The sequence below is a fragment of the Paucibacter sp. B2R-40 genome, from assembly GCF_025717555.1.
Lineage (GTDB): Bacteria > Pseudomonadota > Gammaproteobacteria > Burkholderiales > Burkholderiaceae_C > Paucibacter_A.
In genome coordinates, this window is sequence record NZ_JAJIRP010000001.1 from 242,597 (window position 1) to 257,614 (window position 15,018).

The 15,018-nt window shown below is 61.0% G+C and carries 14 protein-coding genes; 12 read left to right on the forward strand and 2 right to left on the reverse strand.

Annotated elements, in window-relative coordinates; genetic code table 11:
- Positions 1–36 precede the first annotated feature (36 nt).
- From LNV09_RS01035 to LNV09_RS01090, 12 genes are all read left to right on the forward strand, one after another.
- Positions 37–2,313, forward strand: a complete 2,277-nt coding sequence (locus LNV09_RS01035) for a helicase-related protein (RefSeq protein WP_263555211.1) — start codon at positions 37–39, stop codon at positions 2,311–2,313.
- Positions 2,314–2,488: 175 nt separating this feature from the next.
- Positions 2,489–3,205 (forward strand): class I SAM-dependent methyltransferase, encoded by a 717-nt coding sequence (locus LNV09_RS01040; protein ID WP_263555212.1) that lies wholly within the window; start codon positions 2,489–2,491, stop codon positions 3,203–3,205.
- Positions 3,206–3,507: 302 nt separating this feature from the next.
- Positions 3,508–4,614: a 6-pyruvoyl trahydropterin synthase family protein gene (locus LNV09_RS01045; RefSeq protein WP_263555213.1), complete on the forward strand. Its 1,107-nt coding sequence runs from the start codon at positions 3,508–3,510 to the stop codon at positions 4,612–4,614.
- A complete protein-coding gene (gene queE, locus LNV09_RS01050; RefSeq protein WP_263555214.1) occupies positions 4,611–5,246 on the forward strand; it encodes a 7-carboxy-7-deazaguanine synthase in 636 nt (211 codons plus the stop codon). The genes LNV09_RS01045 and queE overlap by 4 nt, the downstream gene beginning before the upstream one ends.
- A 248-nt stretch (positions 5,247–5,494) precedes the next feature.
- Positions 5,495–6,997 (forward strand): OmpP1/FadL family transporter, encoded by a 1,503-nt coding sequence (locus LNV09_RS01055; protein ID WP_263555215.1) that lies wholly within the window; start codon positions 5,495–5,497, stop codon positions 6,995–6,997.
- 83 nt (positions 6,998–7,080) lie between these two features.
- Positions 7,081–9,411, forward strand: a complete 2,331-nt coding sequence (locus LNV09_RS01060; RefSeq protein WP_263555216.1) for an alkaline phosphatase D family protein — start codon at positions 7,081–7,083, stop codon at positions 9,409–9,411.
- 413 nt (positions 9,412–9,824) lie between these two features.
- Positions 9,825–10,151, forward strand: a complete 327-nt coding sequence (locus LNV09_RS01065; RefSeq protein ID WP_263555774.1) for a nucleotide pyrophosphohydrolase — start codon at positions 9,825–9,827, stop codon at positions 10,149–10,151.
- Entirely contained in the window at positions 10,148–10,813 is a 666-nt protein-coding gene (locus LNV09_RS01070) for a 3'-5' exonuclease (protein WP_263555217.1), read from the forward strand. Before LNV09_RS01065 ends, LNV09_RS01070 begins: the two co-directional genes overlap by 4 nt.
- Before the next feature lie 129 nt (positions 10,814–10,942).
- Entirely contained in the window at positions 10,943–11,461 is a 519-nt protein-coding gene (locus LNV09_RS01075; protein WP_263532767.1) for a GNAT family N-acetyltransferase, read from the forward strand.
- Positions 11,462–11,747: 286 nt separating this feature from the next.
- Positions 11,748–12,074: a hypothetical protein gene (locus LNV09_RS01080; RefSeq protein ID WP_263555218.1), complete on the forward strand. Its 327-nt coding sequence runs from the start codon at positions 11,748–11,750 to the stop codon at positions 12,072–12,074.
- Positions 12,071–12,517, forward strand: a complete 447-nt coding sequence (locus LNV09_RS01085) for a PIN domain-containing protein (RefSeq protein ID WP_263555219.1) — start codon at positions 12,071–12,073, stop codon at positions 12,515–12,517. The genes LNV09_RS01080 and LNV09_RS01085 overlap by 4 nt, the downstream gene beginning before the upstream one ends.
- Before the next feature lie 50 nt (positions 12,518–12,567).
- Positions 12,568–12,792, forward strand: coding sequence for a hypothetical protein (locus LNV09_RS01090; protein WP_263555220.1), 225 nt, complete (start codon positions 12,568–12,570; stop codon positions 12,790–12,792).
- A gap of 26 nt (positions 12,793–12,818) precedes the next feature.
- Here the strand turns inward: LNV09_RS01090 and LNV09_RS01095 are convergent, their stop codons facing one another.
- Both LNV09_RS01095 and LNV09_RS01100 read right to left on the reverse strand, forming a co-directional pair.
- Positions 12,819–13,598 carry a PEP-CTERM sorting domain-containing protein gene (locus tag LNV09_RS01095; protein ID WP_263555221.1) on the reverse strand — a complete coding sequence of 260 codons (780 nt, stop codon included), beginning with the start codon at positions 13,596–13,598 and terminating at the stop codon, positions 12,819–12,821.
- A 188-nt stretch (positions 13,599–13,786) separates the two neighbouring features.
- Entirely contained in the window at positions 13,787–14,932 is a 1,146-nt protein-coding gene (locus tag LNV09_RS01100) for a hypothetical protein (protein WP_263555222.1), read from the reverse strand.
- Positions 14,933–15,018: the final 86 nt, after the last annotated feature.

Sequence of the window (15,018 nt, forward strand, 5' to 3'; positions counted from 1 at the left end):
TGGAGGCTCGGCTCCCATCCCTAAGTCAATGCAAAGATGCATGCGCCGCTCAAGCTGTGGTCCACTCTTGGGGTGATTGAAAATAGCAAACAACAAACCAAGCCCCCCGTCGCCAACAAGGGCCCCGCCCTGCCGGTCGCTCGCCACTTGAGCCGCCTGCCGCCCGAAATCGGGCCCGAGCAATTGCTGCGTATTCGCCAAGCCGCCTATCAGCTGCCTCAGGTCAGCACGCCGGCGGATTTCGGCGAGGACAAGGACATCGAGGAACAACTCGACCAACAGGGTTTGATCCTGCTGCAAAAAGCGGTCGCGGGCGCAAGACCCAGCCGCTGGATCGCGCCCGAATTGATGGGCGTGGCGCTGGCGCATCTCGACGTCGTCGGCACCGCGCCCGGCGTGCGCGCGCTGATGCAGCAACGCGCGGTGCAATTGGAGGCCGCCGGCCTGAGTCGCAGCGGCCTGGCCTGGAGTCGCTTGTGCAGCCAGCCCTTGAAGCTCTCTCATGCCGGCTGGCAAGTGCCTGTGGCTTTCAAGGTCAGCGCCGATGACGGTCCGATCTGGGACTTCTTCCGCAGCGGTGACGCCGCAGCACTGCAGGCCGCCATCGGCCCACAGCCCGCGTACGAATATGCGGCCGAGCTGCTCGCCCATATCGAAGGCTTGTTGGCGCGCAGCGCCTCCGGGCACGCCGAGCATATGGACTCGCTGCTGCCGCGCTTGCAAGCCGAATGCGCCACGCCGCAAGGCATCGCGGAATTGAAAGCCGGCTGCACCCGCGCCCAAGACCGTTGGGAAAACCGCGTCGCCGAACTCAACACCCTGGCCGGCCTGAACAGCGAGCTGGCGTTTCAAGGCTACCCCGACACTTTTGACGCCGCGCGCCGCTTGCAGCGCAGCGTCACACTGTTTGTGGGCCCGCCGAACAGCGGCAAGACGCATGCGGCGTTCGAACGCCTAACTCAAGCCCATGACGGTGCCTACCTGGCACCGTTGCGCCTGCTGGCGCTCGAGGGCCGTGACCGCCTGGTCGGCCGCGGCGTGCCCTGCTCGCTGTTGACCGGTGAAGAAAATGTGCCGGCTGAAGGCTCACGGGTGGTGTCCAGCACCATCGAGATGGTCAACACCACGCGCCCCATCGACGTGGCGGTGATCGACGAAGCGCAGATGCTGTTCGATCTCTACCGCGGCTGGGCCTGGACGCAAGCGATCGTGGCGGTGCCGGCGAATGAGCTGATCATCATCTGCTCGGCCTATGCGGTGCCGGCGATTGAAAACCTCTTGGGCCTGTGCGGCGAGCGCTGCACGGTGCGCCATTTCGAGCGCAAGCAAGAGGTGCAGCTACTGCCCGCGCCGGTGCCGATCGCGTCCCTGAAAAAGGGCGATGCGGTGGTGGCCTTCAGCCGTCGCGAAGTCTTGATGCTGCGCGACCAGATCGCCGCCGAGGGCCACCCGGTCTCGGTCATCTATGGCGCGCTGCCGCCCGAGGTGCGCAGGCGCGAGGCCGAGCGTTTTGCCCAAGGCGCCAGCCATATTCTGGTCGCCACCGATGCGATCGGCATGGGCCTGAATCTGCCGATTCGTCGGGTCTTGTTCAGCACCATGAGCAAGTTCGACGGCCAGGGCGACCGCGATCTGACCGTCTCCGAGGTGCACCAGATTGCCGGCCGGGCGGGGCGTTATGGCATGCATGACGAAGGCTTTGTCGGCGTCTTGCGCGAGGCCGAGGTCAAGGCCGCCCGCACGCTCAAGGAGCTACTGCCGAAGACGCCCCGCGCGCCGCGTGAGTTCAAGGCCGCAGTGGCGCCGAACTGGTGGCATGTGAACACCATCGCCACCCGACTCGGCATCAACAAGCTGCATGCGGTTTTGACCGTCTTCATGGATCAGCTGCGGCTGGATGATGCGCATTTCGAGGTGGCCGAACTGGAGCAGATGCTGGAGTTGGCCGATGAGTTGGACCGCAGCGCCGGCTCGCTGGGGCTCAAGCAACGTTTTATCTATGCGCAAGCGCCGGTCGACACGCGCACCGACGCGCAGGTGCAGCAGTTCCTCGAATGGACACACCGCCACGCGATCACCGGCAAGGCCGGATCGCCCTGGTTCTTGCAGGAAGTGGACGAACATAGCCGACTCGACCGCATGGAGCAGGCGCTGCGGGCCTGCACGCTGTGGCTGTGGCTGGATCTGCGCTTCCCCGGTGTCTACGGTCAAGTCAAGGATGTGGTTGATCTGCGCAGCCGACTCAACGACGGGATCGAGCGCCACCTGAAGGGCAAGAAGCCGCTCTGGCAGTCGCGCGGCGGGCGCAGATAAGGCAAGCCAAAGCCTGGCGGGCCCTACACTGAGGGCACTTCGTCTTGCCTCCGTGCCTGCCTCCCGTCATCGCCTACACCGACGTTTGACCCGACCATCCCCGTGCTGCATTGCGCCGATTGAATGACCCTGCGCTCGCTCAAGCAGTGCATGGTGACCCGTCAGGGAAATCGACATGCCCGGTTTTTTGTATAAGCAGGAATGCATCAGCATTGAAGGCGCAGCCACGCTGATCATCCGCTCGCTGCTCGATAAGCAGCAATTCGCCGACCCATTGGGCGAGGCCGAGGCGCTCGGCATCTCCTCGGCCGCCTGGCCTTTGTTCGGCTTGCTGTGGCCGTCTGGCCTGCATCTGGCCGAGGCCATGGCCAAGCGCGATATGGTCAACGGCGAGAGCATCCTGGAGATCGGCTGCGGCCTCGGACTGGCCAGCCTGGTCAGCCACCGCCGCGGCAGCCTCGTCACCGCCAGCGACTGCCATCCGCTGGCCGCCAGCTTCATGCTGGAAAATCTGCGCCTCAACGATCTACCGCCGCTGCGCTACTGTCATGGCAACTGGGCGGCACTGATCCCAGGCCAAACGCCCAGTCTGCGCGTGCCAATGGTGCAGGGTCGCTTTGACTTGATCATGGGCAGCGATGTGCTGTATGAGCGCGATGAGGCCGGCACCTTGGCAGACTTCATCAACCAACATGCGCTGCCCGCCAGCGAAGTGATGATCGTCGACCCCAATCGCGGCAACCGCTCTGCCTTCAGCAAGCATATGGCGGCGCTGGGCTATACCCTGCATGATCAAAGTATCAAATCGCTGGCCGGCGCGGGTGTGCCGGCTTATAGCGGCCGCTTGCTGCACTATCAGCGCAAAGCCCAGGGTCTCATACACCGTTGCTGAAGGCTTGCCGTCCTGTGGGTAAGTTTGTGGACAAAACTTGAACAACTGACAGCTTATCCACAGACCGGGCGAGCTTTGCAAAGTTGTTGTACGCCCGTGCAATTGTTCAGGCGCATCGGCGCACATTGTTTGGCCTTGGCCAAGTCTTTGAATTGACTGAATAAAACCGACTTACCCACAGCAAGTGGCATGCACTACTACGACTACCAAGTATAAAAATTACAATAAGAAGATAGATACAGGGCGCAGCTTTCATGACGCTCGCACAGGCCTTGCCCCGTCGGCCGGCAAAAAATTCATTTATGCGCACTCAAACGATTTACTCCGCTTCCTGCAGCTTCGAGTCTGCCTGCCAGATCTCGGCCCTGCCTGAAGGCCACCGCAGTCGCGGCCTGCATGGCCACAGCTATTTCGCCACCATCCGGGCTCATCTGCCTGCGGGCTGGGCACCGTTCCCGGGCGCCGAGGTGGAAGAATTGCGCCGTCGGTTGGAAGCTTGCGCCGCGCCGCTCGATCACGCGCTGCTGAATCATTCGATTGCGGAGCCGACCGACGAGAACATCGCCCGCTGGATCAAGCAGCGTTTGGAGAGCGAATTCGGCGTGCCCGGTATCCAGCAGGTGGGCATTCACAGCACCCAACATTCGGGCGTCGACTTGGACGCCGACGGCATCGCTCATGTCTGGCGGCGCTATCGTTTCCAAGCTGCGCACAAGCTGCCCAATGTGCCGGCCGGGCATAAATGTGGCCGCATGCATGGCCATGGTTTCGAGGTCATCGTGCACGCCAACCAGGATTTGGGTGAGCGCGATCTGAGCATTGACTACGACCATCTGGACGAGGTCTGGGCGCCGTTTCATATGCTGCTCAACTACCAATGTCTGAATGAAATCGAGGGGTTGAGTAACCCGACCAGCGAAGTCATATCGGCCTGGCTATGGGCACGCATGAAGCCGCAGTTGCCCGAGCTGTCATGGCTGACCGTCTACGAGACTGGCTCCTGCGGCGCCAACTTCGACGGCACGAACTACCGCATCTGGAAAGAGCTGACGCTGGACAGCGCGATCCAGCTCAAGCGTGCACCCGCCGAAAACCCGCTGCGCGGCATCCATGGCCACACCTATACGCTGCGCTTGCACCTGAGTGCCGAGTTGGATCAGCTGATGGGCTGGACGGTCGACTTTGGCGACGTGAAAACGCAGTTCGACCCGATTTTCAAAGCGATCGATCACAGGCCGCTGTTCGAAATTGCCGACCTGCCCGATGGCGACACTGCGAGCTTGGCTGCCTGGGTGCTGGCCAAGGGTCGCGCGGTGCTGCCGCAGCTGGACCGGGTTGATATGTACGAAACGCGCGGTTGCGGGTCCATCGTCAGTGCCGATGTGGATGGGCCGGTGATTCCCGTATGAGCTACGCCGTCAAGGAAATGTTCTACACGCTGCAGGGCGAGGGCGCTCAAGCCGGTCGTGCCTCGGTGTTTTGCCGCTTTGCCGGCTGCAATTTGTGGAACGGCAGAGAGGAAGACCGCGCGTCCGCCGTCTGCACATTCTGTGACACCGACTTCATCGGCACCGATGGCGAGGGCGGTGGCAAGTTTGCCAATGCCGAGGAGCTAGCGGCCTCCATCGCTTCGAAATGGCCGGTCGGCATGCCAGGCAAGCCCTATGTCGTTTGCACCGGCGGCGAACCACTCTTGCAGATTGATGCCGCCTTGATAGACGCGCTGCACGCGCGCGGCTTCGAGATCGCGGTCGAGACCAATGGCACCCAGCCCGCACCGGCAGGCCTGGACTGGATCTGTGTCAGCCCCAAGGCCGATGCCGAGCTGGTCTTGACCCAGGGCCATGAGCTCAAGCTGGTGTTTCCGCAGCCCTTGGCGCGGCCTGAACGCTTCGAAAACTTGGCTTTCGAGCATTTTTTCTTGCAGCCCATGGACAGCATTTTGAAGGCCCAACACACGCGTGATGCGGTGGCCTATTGCATGTCCCATCCGCTATGGCGGCTCTCGGTGCAAATGCACAAGGTCATTGGCATTGCCTGATTGACAGGCGCCATTTTTCTTTGCCCCAAATCCCTCGCTGGGGCTATGAATTTTTTGGACGAAGGTCTCTAATCGCTCAGGATTCGTTGGGGCCTACCGACAGCTCGGGTGCTTACCCTTTGCCCTCACGCATCGCTCTTTTTGCAAAATGAATGTTCGTTGCCAAACCTTGTTCGCAGGCCTTGGCAGACCGGATGAGCCCCGACGCTTCAGTGATGAGCGGGGCCTTTTTGAAAATAGGAGACACCATGAAGGCAAACCAGCCGCAGCGCCTTGCGCGCGCGCTTCAGCATCGCCGGGCCTTGGCGATGCTGACCTTGAGTAGTTTGGCGATGGCCATGCCTGTTCGTGAGGCCGCAGCCGCCGGCTATCACTTCGGCACCCAAAGCGCCGCCGCCGAGGGCACAGCCAATGCCAATGGCGCCGAAGGCAACGACGCCAGCACCATTTTTGCCAACCCTGCGGCGCTGACGCGGCTGTCCGGTTTGCGTTTTTCCGGCGTGCTTGATTACGTCAAGCCTGATGTGAAATTCACCGACGCCGGCTCGACGATTGCGCTGCCAGGCTCGGGCCTGCAGCCGCGGCCGATATCCGCCGTTGGCGATACTCAAAGCCCGGCCAAATCGGTTGTGGTGCCCCATCTTTACGCCAGCTACAAATATTCCGACAGCTTGGCCTTTGGCATGGGGACCTTCGTCCCCTTTGGCGCCAAGTTGGAATATGGGGAGAACTGGGGCGGGCGCTACAACCTGCGCTCCATCGATCTGAAGTCCATGGCTTTCAATCCCAATGTGGCTTGGAAGCCCAGTTCAAACCTGTCGCTCGCTTTTGGTGTGACGGCCGAATACATGGACGGCGAATTGAAGCGCGCCGTACCCTACGCCTCAATCTATGCCTCCGGCCTCTTGGCAGCGGCTCAACAAGCGGCCGCCGGCGGAGCACCCGGTTTGGCGCAGGATTTGCAGCGCCAGGCCAGCCAGGTCTTCGGCAACGCCGGCCTTGACGGCTCCATCAAGATCAAGGGTGACGGCTGGGGCTACGGCGCCAATCTGGCCTTGCTGTGGGAGCCCGATACCAATACTCGCTTTGGCCTGGCCTGGCGCTCCAGCATTGCCCACACGCTCAAGGGCACGGCCGATTGGACCCAACCCAGCAATCTGCCCGCTTCGGTGCTGGCCGGCGTGACCGGCAAGCCATCCGACGGCCATAGCAAGCTCGACCACAACGACTCGGGCGCCAGCATCAAGGCGGACACACCTGAATCGCTGTCCTTCCAAGCCTTTCGCCAACTGGACGAACGCTTCGCGCTGATGATGGACGCGACCTGGTACCGCTACTCGCGCTTCGAGTTTTTATCCATCAATTTCGATAGCACGGCAGCGCCGTCCATCACCGCTGAGCATTGGAAAAATGCCTGGAGGGTTTCCCTGGGCGGCAACTGGCGCCTCAATCCGGACCTGCTTTTGCGGGCCGGTGTCAGCTATGACAAGTCACCGGTCAGCGCCGTCTACCGCAGCCCCTCGCTGCCGGATTCAGATCGCACCTGGTTTGCCTTGGGCAGCAACTACAAATTCAGCCCGCAACTCGATCTCGACCTTTCCTTTGGCTATATCAAGCTCAAGGACGCGCCGATGGCGGCCACCGACGACGGCGAGGGCATTACGCCTTGCAGCTGCGCCTTCTCGACCGCGCGTGGCAATTTTCAAAGCTCGGCCAAGACCTTTGGCGTGCAGCTGAACTACAAGTTCTGAGCGCTATTCAGCCAACCCTTGTCCCGGCCGGGCCGACTCCACCCGAGCGGCCCCGGCCTTCACCTTAGACAGGCAGACCCATCATGGACAGACGCAGTTTTTTGCGCAAATCGGTCATTCAAACCGGCGCTTTGATCACCGCCTCATCGGCGCTCACCGGACTCTCGGGTTGCATGGGCGGCGGCGACGGCGGCCCCACCATTGAACCCTTGCCACCCACCTTCCCCGGCACCGGCACGCCCTTGCCGGACACCCCGGCGGCCACGGGCACCTTCAAGTTCCCGCAATCCATCGCCTCGGGCGACCCCAAGAGCGACGGCGCACTGCTGTGGGCGCGGGTCGTGCCTAATGCGGCCGACGACATCAAGACCTCGGCCACAGAAGCCAACTTCAAACTCAAGCTGCGTATCAGCAGCGCTGACAACTCGGCCTCGCTGGGTGGCAACACCGCGCTGAGCGGCGCGATGGACGCCGAAGTCGATGTGCCCGTCTATGCCTTTTACGACAATACCTTGCGCCACAAGGTCAGCGGCCTCAAGGCCGCCACGACCTACTACTACCAGTTCGTCGCCGGCGACAGCCGCTCCAATGTCGGCCGTTTCAAGACCGCGCCGGCCGCCGATGCCGACATCGATGCCTTGAAGTTCGCCTTCATGACCTGCCAGGACTGGAGCGTCAATCATTGGGCCGGCATGAACAGCCTCTTGGCCGAGAACCCCGATTTCATCGTCCATCTGGGCGACTACATCTACGAGGCAGTGGGTGCCAGCTACCAAGCCGGTGCGGTCGAACCCGGCCACACACCCCTGGTCTTGCCAGACGGCGCGGCGCTTGAGGGCGGCGGCAAGTACGCCAGCACGCTGGCCGACTACCGCTATCTGTACAAACGCTATCGCAGCGATGCGCGCTTGCAAGCGCTGCATGAGCGCTTTGCCTTTGTGGCGATCTGGGATGACCATGAGTTCTCGGATGACTGCTGGCAGGACCGCTCCACCTATGACAACGGCACATTCAACGCCGCTACCGGCGCTGCCGACAACACCGCCCAGCCGACGCGTCGGCGCTCGGCCAGCCAGGCCTGGTTCGAGTTCATGCCGGCGGAGATTTCCTTCTCGCTGGAAGCCGGCTTGGGCGTCAGCAATATCCGCATCTACCGTGATCTGAAGTTCGGCAAGCTGATGCATCTGGTGATGACGGATGAGCGCCTTTACCGCGCCGACCACATCATCCCCGAGGCGGCACCCAGCCCCTTGACCGGCAAGCCGCTGGGCTCAATCGGTGCGCGCTATATGGTGCCCGAGGCCACCCTGGCCGGCATCGAGGCGCAAAAAATCGCTGCGGCCACGGCCAACGGCTTGCCCGACCCGATGACGCTGGTCACCATGCTGGGCACCAGCCAGCGCCAGTGGTGGATGGAGACGATGAAGGCCTCCACCGCGCTATGGAAGATCTGGGGTAACGAAACCTCGCTATTGAAAATGGGCGTGGACGGCGCGGCGCTGCCCACCGCACCGGCGGCGCTCAAAACCAACTTCGTGTTGAACGCCGATCAATGGGATGGCTACAACGCCGAGCGCAAGGCCTTGATGGGCCACCTCAGCAGCAACAAGATCAGCAATGTGGTCGCCATCACCGGCGATCTGCATGCCTTCTTTGCTGGCGAGGTGATGGACGACTACAAGGCAGCCACGCCGAAAGCGGTGATGGTGGACCTGGTGACGGCCGGCGTTTCCAGCAACTCCTTCTTCAGCTACTTTGTCGGCGCGGCGGCCGACCCGAGCTTTGCGCCGGTGAAACCGCTGGTGCTGGTCAATGAGGTCGAGTGCGAAGGCATCGCGATCCAGATGCTGTCGGCAGCGATTGCGATCGCCTCCGGCGTCACCGATCTGAGCAACACGGCTGCGGTGCAAGCGGCCGTGATGGCCGCAATTGGCGCCGGCTTGATCCCCTTGGCCGCCGTGCAGCCTACCCCCGGCTTGAGCACAGCCGTCATCAACACCTTCAATGAGACCCTGGCCGCGCATATGGGCGACACCATTGCCGCCACCAATGCGGGTTTGGCGGGTGCATCCAAATCGGTGCCGGCCATGACGCTGTACGGCTTGATCGCGCAGAAGCTGGCAACGGCCCTGGGCATTCCGGTCGCTTTTGTGCCCGCCAGCGAGGTGATCAAGCGGATGAACCCCTTTGCCAACAGCACGACCGGCGTGCCACCGGCAATCAACAACCCTTGGTTGCGCTATGCCGATGCGAACGCGCAAGGCTATGCCCTCGTCAACCTCAGTAAGACCGAGTTGGTGTGCGATTTCAAGAAGCTGACTCCGCTGAGCGGCGGCCTGGCCCCTACAAGCCCGGTCGCCTCGGTACAAAGGGTCAGGGTGCCGGTAGGCAAGGCGCAGGTCAATTTGGGCTGATTCAGCCTCGGCAGCGAGCACTGGCCTTGATGGCCAAAGGGGTCCCGATTGGGACCCCTTTTTTTCGTCCTTTTTGGGTCCGTTTCCGCCCTGCCTCGGCAGGGCCAGCGCTGTCAAGGAACAAGGCTGTGGATAAAAAATGATTAACCAAGTAGTTATCCACAGCCGAAACTGAGCTTTGAAAGTTGTTCGCGTTTCGCGTACAGCAGCAGCAGCCTTCCACCCACAAGCTTTGAGTCGAGCTAACTACTTGTCAGGATTGATGAATTTAGGCTTATCCACAGAATCAGGCGCCCTCTACTAAGACTACTAAGTTAAAAGATTGAATTGATATGAATAAGAGCCGCTTGAACATTCTTCGGATCTGCACAGTCGGCCCCTGAGGGGCTACAGCCATGCCACACTTGCCTCCCATGAACATCGAAGACTTGCAAATGCGGCTGCGCAAGTTCGCCATCGAGCGCAACTGGCAGCCGTTTCAAACTCCCAAAAACCTGGCCATGGCGATGGTGGTCGAGGCGGCCGAGCTGGTGGAAATTTTTCAATGGCTGACGCCTGAGCAGTCTCAGCAGATCGCGGCCGATCCGGCCAAGCACCAGCATCTCGGTGAAGAAATTGCTGACGTGATGCTTTACCTGCTGCAAATTGCCGATCACAGCGGCATCGACATCAATGCCGCTGTGGAGCGCAAACTGCTGCTCAATGCGATCAAGCACCCGGTGGCTGCTGCACAACAATGACGCTGCGAAACTCACAAACCATCGCGGTGATCGACTTTGAGACCACCGGTTTGTCTCCTAACGGCGGCGGCCGCGCGACCGAGATTGCTGCTGTGCTGGTGCGCGATGGCCAGATCGTCGACAGTTATCAAAGCCTGATGAAAACGGGCGCCTGGGTGCCGCCATTCATTCAAGAACTGACCGGCATCAGCAATGAGATGTTGGCCGACGCACCGAGCGCTGCAAGCGTGATGCAGGACCTGGCATCGTTTACACGGGCCTGCCCCCTGGTCGCGCACAACGCGGCCTTTGATAGGGGCTTCTGGCAGGCTGAGATGGCATTGGCGGGTTGCGCATCCGACCCGTCTCACGAGGGCTTTGCCTGCACCGTTTTGCTTTCGCGCCGGCTTTACCCGGAAGCACCGAACTGCCGTTTGGGAACCTTGGCGCAATTTCACCGCTTGCCGGACTCTGGGCGCGCCCACCGTGCACTGGCAGACGCGATGACGACCGCGCACCTGTTATTGCGTATTCAGAGCGATGTGAGCGAGCGATTTGCCGAAGATCTCGCCGGGCAAAGGGCCGAACACAGCTTGTTGGCTCGGCTGCAAAAAGCCAATCGATTGGCGCTCAAACGCTGTGTGCAGGACTTCGCCAAAAGGCAGGGTTTGCAAGCCGCTTGAGGTCGGGATGATCGATTTTTGAATCAAGGGCCAAGAAAATTTCGCGCTGTCAAGCGCTGATGCAGCGCGCATTGGCGGGCAGAATGCGCCCCTTCCGATTCGTATTTGTTCCAGCAAAGTTGCTTCCGTATGTCGAGTATTCAGGTTCGCCCCGCCACACTGCGTGATGCCAAAGGCATCGCAGAAATTCATGTTGCCGCTTGGCAGGACGCGTACAAAGGGCTGCTGCCCGACGCAGCGCTGGATGCACTCTCGGTGCAAAAACGCCAGGCTTTTTGGCGTGAAGCGATCGACCTGTGTGAGCCCCAGGTCATCGTTGCCCATATCGACAACGAGCTGATGGGTTTTGTCGGCTTCGACCGTTCGCGCGACAAGGGCACACCGTCCAGCACCGGTGAGATCTGGGCCATGTATGCCAACCCCATCCATTGGGACAAAGGCGTGGGTCTGGCCTTGTGGGACGCCGCCCGCGACGGTCTGCAAGAAGAGGGCTGCACCAAGGTGACTTTGTGGACCTATCTGCGCAACGAGCGAGCACTGCGCTTCTTTGAGTTGGCCGGCTTCAAGCGCGAGCTCGGCAGCGCCAAGACCACCGAGGTCGCCGGTACCCGTCTGGAAGAGTTGCGCTTGCAGCGTTCACTGGTCTGAACTGACCCCAAGCCAGCGCGGCCATCGCGAGATGGCCCACGATTGAAGAGCCGTGAGCCCGGGTGCCGCGGCTTTTTTTTCGGCCTGTTTTCCTGTGCAGTCCAAGCCCGTTTTGGGCCCTTGATTTTGCGTTGAGGGTCAGGTCCTGCCAGTCCTATTTTCTGCTCATTGCTTTCGTAGTTTCCGGCTGCAAGGGAATGCGAAAGTAATGATTCCTTACTTTCCGAAACGACGAAAATTGCTCGCCAAACTCACTTCAAAAAATCAGCTGACCCTGCCCAAAAGCGTGACCGATGAACTCGGACCGGTGCAGTACTTCGAGGTCGAAAACAAGGCCGGGCAAATCATCCTGACGCCGGTGCGGATTCAACGTGGCGATGCGCTCAGGGCCAAGCTGGCCGAGCTCAAAATCGACGCCAAAACCATTGAGTCAGCGCTGGCCTGGCCAGCACCGGCAGCGTCCAACAAATCAGGCAAGCCACGCGCTGCTAAAAAGGCGGCTGCCAAACCATTGAGACCTGTTTCACTCGCCGGACGAAACCAGGCAGCCGCCACGACGACTGATTTGAAAGCGAGTCTGAGTCGCGCCTTGGCACAGGTGGTCAAGCGATGAATCGACACCACGCGCCGCGGGTAGCCTTCGACACCGCCGTGGTCTTGAGGGCGCTGCTGCTCAATGATGCGAAGTCCAAGCAATTGCGCAGGGCTTGGCAAACGGGGCAGTGCCAGGCCTTGGTGGCGACCGAATCGGCCCAGGCTTTGATGCAGGCACTGGCCTTTCCCGCTTTCAAGCTTGATCAAGCGCAGCAACTGGAGCTGTTGGCCGATTTCTTACCCTACGCCGAGGTAGTGGGCGGGCAGGGGTCGGCCAGTGCCGAGGGCAGTTCGTTGCCTTTGCTCACGCTGGCTCGATCGGCCGCGAGCGCCGAAGCGAGCCTGGATCACGTCGTCAGTGATTGCCCGAAGTTACGCAGCAGTCTTGTGCGCTACGCGAGGGATTTGAAGCAGGCAGCGTTCAGCGTGCTTGGCTCGGAAGAGTTTTTGGCTCAGCTTTGACGCTGCTTACAGGCAAGTAACGGCTTACTCTGATACATTGCCGCCTCCTCATGCTCAACAACAGTTTCAGTCAATCCGTCTCCACAGGTATGTGGCGTGTCGTCTTCTACGAGCGCCGTGCCAACCGTGTGATTCTCGATAAAACCGGGCCCTGGCTACCGACAAAAAAATTGGCCCAACAATGGGCCAATTGGTTCGGAGCACTGGGCTACCACGTCGCTTTGCAAGACCAGTTCGGCGACTTGGAGCGGCTCAGCGTGGGCCTGCCGGGCTGAAGCTCGACAGGCCTGTTTGTTTCCGTTTACTTGGCAGCGCGGCGGCGAGCCACGAAGCCAACAGCGGCCAGACCGGCCAGCAGCATGGCGTAGGTTTGTGGCTCGGGGACAGCGGCTGCGACCGTGAAGGCGGTGGTGTCGGGGACGGTTGTGGTGTAAGTACCGTTCGTGGTGTCCACTGTCCAGTTAGAAACGTCGCCAATCAAAGCCTTGTAGCCGTCGAATGTCGTCTGGCCGGAGCGAACACCTGCGTACACGCCGTAGTCCGGAGTTGTGGACGTATTGTTTGCGTTCAAACGAATGCCATTGCTAGTGCCAACGGTCAGTCCGGTGTTGGTCAATACGCCATCGGTTGCCAGAGCAAAGCCTCCATTGGTAATGGCAGCCAGAAAGGTTGTTGGCGCTGTAGTGGATGAACCAAGGAAGGCATAGACTGTTTCGTTCGAGTTGCCCAGAGCGAGCAGCCCGGTGCCAACGCGTTTCAAGCCAGTTGCGGAGGCATTTGCCTTATCAATATTGGAAAAGCGCAAGACGGTGCCAGCGCTGATATAGGCCGATGTCACCCACTGATCAGAACCTTCATTGGCGTCAATGAACTTGCCGCCATTGCCGATCGCCAAGCCGTTCCATTCGTTGTCTGAAAAATACAGATTTGTGCCGACGTCAATGCCGACGAGCGTGACCAAAGAGAAGCCGTCTTCATCGGCATTGAACGATGTGAAAGCCAGGTCGCCAGTTGTCAAAGCCGCTTGTGCCGGCGCGATGGCCGCAGCCGCGAGGGCCAGGGCGAGCAGAGTCTTTTGCATGGGGTGCTCCAAAAAGAGAGATGTGTTTGGTTCGTGATGTTCAATCACCCCTTTGCAAAACTTCGGACGATTCCTCCTCCCTGTCAGCGCTGGTGGTGCACATGGACTGTGCTTGCGGCTCGTGACGAGGGCGTGAATTGGGCCTCGTAGTCCTCCCCCTCATTCAGGGGGTCGGCGCGCCGAACCATTTAATGCCCTTGGACTTGGCTGACGGCACAAAATCCGCCCCGCTCCAAGGCCCAGCCATCAATGGCGTTGGGTTGGCTCATATGCTGCACATGAACGGCATTGACCAGGTGTTTGGCGGCTGCACGTTGCAGCAAGGCTTCCGCCTGCGCCGCGTTCAGGTGCAGCGCAAAGCGGGTCCAGCGCTTGAGCAGCAGCGGCTGTTGCCAGGCATCTTCCAGCGCCCAGCGAATCTCTTGCTCGCGGTGCAGATTGCTGACAGCGAGCACGCGCGGCGCCAAGGCCAGCACAAAGCGATTGAAGTCGGCCTTGCAGGCTTGGCTGGGCAAGAGTGCTTCGATGCGCGCCAAGCGCGCACTCCAGCCCGGCGTGGCCAGCTGGCGCGTCAGCATCGCTTGCAGGGCCTGGATGGGGTTGAACAAGCGCAGGCGATTGGGTGGCAAGACCAGCAAGGGCAGGGCGGCCGCCTGCTCATGCGGCAACTCGGTCACAAAGCTGCACAGCAAGGCGACGCGCTGCCACTCGCTTGAGCCCAGCCCTGCGATGCGGTGGATAGGGCCTGCTTCGACGCTGCGGGCCACCTCGGCGGCCTCTTGCCAGCCATAGTGGGCCTTGGCCAGATTGGCGGCGCGGCTCATCATCACCAGATTACCCGCAGCGTAGCCGGCATCATCGCGAACTCGGTCAATCTGTGCCTGGTTGCGGCTGGCTTTGTGGGCATCCAGCGGCTGGCGGGTGATGGGGCAAAAGCCGACCTCAATCTGCTGCAGGTAATTGGGCGTCAGCTGCACATCTTCGAAGCTGCGCCCGCGTGACCAGGCATGGGTGCGCAGCAGCAGCCATTGCTGTGTGTGGCGCTTGGCGCTGAGGGTGCGGCGGCCAAAAGTGGCGCTGCCGGCCTGGAAGCCTTGGCGCAGCGGTGAGTTGGCATAAAGCTGCAGCGCCGGTGGGGTCAGGCCGTGGTGGGCATAGTCCCAGCCGAGCGCGAAGCCCACACTTTGAGTGGCCGGCACCAAGACACTGGGCTCGCGGGTGTCTTGAATGCCAACCGGCTCGATGCCAAGCTCTAATTGGGCCGGGCTTTGCGCTGGCCCAAATTTGTGATTTTCTAGATCTAGAACTACTGCCGCTGCGGTGATCTGTGCCATGGTGTGCTCCGGGGTTGCCGGCCAGTTCCGAAAGAGAAAAACACCTCTTTCGTCTGACCGTGCAGCGGAGTTTGTCTGGCGACTAG